Source organism: Pinirhizobacter sp., from assembly GCF_035317885.1.
GTDB lineage: Bacteria > Pseudomonadota > Gammaproteobacteria > Xanthomonadales > Rhodanobacteraceae > Pinirhizobacter.
Map to the genome: position 1 here is coordinate 1 of NZ_DATHFX010000309.1, position 3548 is coordinate 3548.

4 protein-coding genes and 2 pseudogenes are annotated in these 3548 nt (G+C 60.0%); 2 read left to right on the top strand and 4 right to left on the bottom strand.

Annotation, left to right across the window (positions count from 1 at the left end; all coding sequences use genetic code 11):
* Both VK519_RS10040 and VK519_RS10045 read right to left on the bottom strand, forming a co-directional pair.
* A pseudogene (locus VK519_RS10040) lies at positions 1–348 on the bottom strand (hypothetical protein); the annotation flags it as partial.
* On the bottom strand, positions 345–923 hold the full coding sequence (locus VK519_RS10045; RefSeq protein ID WP_324349463.1) for a TetR/AcrR family transcriptional regulator: 579 nt from the start codon (positions 921–923) through the stop codon (positions 345–347). The gene VK519_RS10045 and the pseudogene VK519_RS10040, both read right to left, overlap by 4 nt.
* Positions 924–959: 36 nt before the next feature.
* On the opposite strand from VK519_RS10045, the gene VK519_RS10050 reads away from it, so the two are divergent.
* Complete coding sequence (locus VK519_RS10050; protein ID WP_324349464.1) at positions 960–2261, top strand: PQQ-dependent sugar dehydrogenase; 1302 nt, start codon at positions 960–962, stop codon at positions 2259–2261.
* A 253-nt stretch (positions 2262–2514) separates the two neighbouring features.
* Positions 2515–2739 carry a hypothetical protein gene (locus tag VK519_RS10055; RefSeq protein ID WP_324349466.1) on the top strand — a complete coding sequence of 75 codons (225 nt, stop codon included), beginning with the start codon at positions 2515–2517 and terminating at the stop codon, positions 2737–2739.
* Positions 2740–2875: 136 nt separating this feature from the next.
* Here the strand turns inward: VK519_RS10055 and VK519_RS10060 are convergent.
* Both VK519_RS10060 and VK519_RS10065 read right to left on the bottom strand, forming a co-directional pair.
* A pseudogene (locus tag VK519_RS10060) lies at positions 2876–3169 on the bottom strand (endo-1,4-beta-xylanase); the annotation flags it as partial.
* A 198-nt stretch (positions 3170–3367) separates the two neighbouring features.
* On the bottom strand, positions 3368–3548 hold a 181-nt coding region (locus tag VK519_RS10065), incomplete at its 5' end, for a universal stress protein (protein ID WP_324349467.1).

The window sequence follows — 3548 nt, forward strand, 5'->3', positions numbered from 1 at the left end:
CGTCAACATCGCCTGGATGCTGCCTTCGAGCGCCTCCGCCTTGGCTGTCTTCGCGCTCATAAGATCCAAGGGCATGATATGAACGTGGCTGTTCCAGAACCCGGCCGTGAGGACAGCGCCGTGCGCGTCAATCACGCGAGCTGCCTTGGGAACGGAAACCTTTGACCGGGTGCCGACTTTGACGATCTTGCCGTCCTGCACAAGCACTACACCGTCACGTATCTCCGGAGCGTTGGGCGACGGATAGATATGGGCATTGACGATAGCCAGCGGCTTGGCAATGGCTTGCCCCGATAGAGCGACGGTGGCGGCTAGCATCGCGGCCGCGACTTTTGCGATGGCACTCATCGAGTTCTCCCGGAGGCGGAAAAGGATTGAAGACAATGGTGGAGCTGGGCGCGAAAGAGCGTCCGGAACTGCTTGTCGCTGGCAAATCGGTTGGCGCGCTGCATGGAGACCAGCCCTTGCGCCATGCTCGCGAGCGCCAACGCGACATCAATCGCCGGCGTGCCGCCGAGGCGCCCGTCCGCTTTAGCCTGATCGATCCTGATCATGAACATCGCTATGACCGGAGAACGGCCCGCTACGAAGTCATCGGGATAGCGCCGTGCCTCGGAGGCCGGAAGGAAGAAGGCGGCGTCGAACCTATGCGGTTGATTGAGCGCAAAATTGAGGAAAGCCTCGATCGAAGTCTCTAGCCACTTCATGGGATCTTCGGCCCGGATGGCGCGGACGATCTTCTCCCAGGCAGCGAGGCCGTCATCCATCAGCGCGTTCAAGAGGGCGTCTTTGTCAGCGAAGTGCCGATACATCGCCATGGGCGAGACGCCGGCGCGTGTGGCGACTTTGCGCACCGAAAGGCCCTCAATCCCCTCGCGGTCGAGAATGGCCCTCGCGGCATCGAAGATGCGGTCTTTGCTCATGTGTACAGCGTACGCTTATATGCGTACGCTGTACACATGAGCAAACCTGTGCGGGAATCGTTCATCCGCCCGATTCGTTTCTTAAAAAAACCATCACACCCAAACGGCGTTCAGAACGCTAAAATCTTCCGGTCACTGGGACGCAGGGAAATACGCAAAATGAAGAAGCTGGCCAACGGGTTCTTGCTTGGGGCACTACTGACAACCGCCGCCCATGCACAGACCAATGCAGGCGACCAGAAACCCGATCCCGACCTCCCCTTCAACATCACGAAGGTAGCTAGCTTCGATCTGCCTTGGCGCATAGCTTTCCTGCCGGATGGCCGCATGCTGGTGACCGAGAAGGTCGGCAAGTTGGATCTGGTGACTCCCCAGGGCGCCAAGACCGAGATCAAGGGCGTGCCGCCCAGCTATGTCGAAGGTCAGAACGGCATGCTGGGCGTCTTCCTTTCGCCCCATTACGCCCGCGACCACAATGTGTACCTCACATATGTCGCACCCGGTGACTACGGCGGCGGCCTGGTCATGGGTCGAGGTCAACTCGTGCTGGATGGCAATCAGGCCCGGCTGGACGGCTTCCAGGTACTTTGGAGCCAGATGCCCACGGGCAAGGGCGGCCAGGCCGGCGCCCAGATCGCCTTCTCACCGGACGGCAAGTACCTCTTCCTCACCGTGGGCGACCGCCAGCGCTTCACACCCGCGCAGGATCCCGATCAACCGGAGGGCAAGATCCTGCGGCTGACACTGGACGGCAAACCCGCACCGGGCAATCCATGGGCAAAAAAAGTCGGTGCTCATACCATTTCGCTGATCGACCCGGCCACCGATACGGAGGCCGCCAAATCCGCACCGGTGGTCAGCACCTATACGTTCCCCGGACCCAACCTTACGCCGTCCGAAACCTGGACCACCGGCCATCGCACACCTTATGGCCTCGCCTTCGCTCCTGATGGTCGACTGTGGGAACTTGAGCACGGCCCTCGCGGCGGCGACGAACTGAACCTGATCCAGCGTGGCAAGAATTACGGCTGGCCGCTGGTTTCGTATGGCATGAACTATAACGGCGTGCCCATCCCCTCCCCCGATACGCGGCCCGATCTCGCCAAGCCCGTGATGTATTGGGTGCCGGTGATCGCGCCAGGCAACCTTATGTTCTACAAGGGCAGCATGTTCCCGACGTGGAAAGGCAGCGCCTTGATCAGCGGCCTTATCAGCATGGGCATCATTCGCGTCACCGTTGACCGCAAGGGCGGCGCCACCGCGGTCGGGCGCTGGAGCCTCGGCAAACGCATCCGGGATATCGAAGAGGCGCCGGATGGTTCGCTCTGGCTACTGTAAGACGCTGAACCCGGTGGCTTGTACCGCCTCACGCCGAAATAATTCTACAAGTCAGCACGTCATTGGCGGTGCGCCATACGCAATGGCCTTGCAAATTCAACAACTTGAATCTTTCCTTGGGTTCGGGATTCACGACCTGCACCTCCTCACCTTGAACAGCTGGGCGTGGCATTTCTAGTTGGCGCATACTTACGGGTCAATTCAATGAAACCGGGCCGCCCCCATTAAACAATCCATTCCCTCCGAGCTGGTCGTGGGCCAAATCTACCCTGCGGTGCTGACTTCGATGACACCCGCCGGCAGTGGATGGCGTGCCCGGCTTGAATGCGGTGTCGATGCGATTGTCCCTCGCCCCTATGGTTCAAATGGACCGATTCTGGGCGATGCGGTGATTATACGACTGCTCGGAATCAATCAAGCGACCGGGGCCGTGGTCGGTACGCTGGTGCAGGGCAAAACCATCAGCAGTATTCGATAGCTGCTGGAAGCGCGTTCGCGACGCTGAACCCGGTGGTCTGTTCCGCCTCACACCGAAATAATGCTATGTGCGAACCGGCGCTTCCTTCAACGCCCGGGCAATCGATTTGCGAAGAAGCTTAGGACGGTATGTGTCGTCATACTCGCTGCTCCGGCGTACCAGGTGCAAGCTGGTCGTTTAAATCAAACTCCGTCACAGCCATGGACAAGCCCGTAGCCGCCGCGCCTTCCAGGAACACGTGCCACCGATCTGGATCGAAAGGTGTCTGAGGCGCGACCTCGTCGTTCATCCAGATCAGGTTATGCCAGCGCAGAAGTTTGCCGTGCGACGTGGCAAACCGGGCGATCTGGTCACCCGCGGTGAAACTGTATTGCTTTTCACCTGTCGCCAGGATCGAATAAAGCTTGAACTCGTTCTGTGGCACGAGGACGGCGCACTCGTGGGTCTGGTTGGGTCAATGGACGATTGCATACTTCAGCAGTGTGATCTGCACAATCCGGCGGGTGAATGGCATGCTGGGCATGGCTGGTCTTTCTCGTTATGGCACAACCGCGCGATCGCCATCCGCGCACGCAGGTGTGTCTGAGACAGGCCAGGTTGTAAGAAGGTGTTTTCCGCTGGTGGGTTGCTAGTGGGCGATCAGGATCGGCAGGTCGGCGCAGGCCAGAACGTGTCGGCTCGTGCCCCCAAACCATTCCTCCTGCCACAGGGCCTTGCCAAAAGCACCCAGCACCAGCAAATCGGCTGGCCACTGACGGGCGGTCGCGAGCATCCCCTCCCCGGCGGCCTCCCCTTTCCACTGGTTGGTC

Excerpts from the sequence above, each read along its gene's own strand:
- VK519_RS10045 (WP_324349463.1), bottom strand. The coding sequence starts at position 923 with ATGAGCAAAGACCGCATCTTCGATGCCGCGAGGGCCATTCTCGACCGC.
- VK519_RS10050 (WP_324349464.1), top strand. The coding sequence starts at position 960 with ATGAGCAAACCTGTGCGGGAATCGTTCATCCGCCCGATTCGTTTCTTA.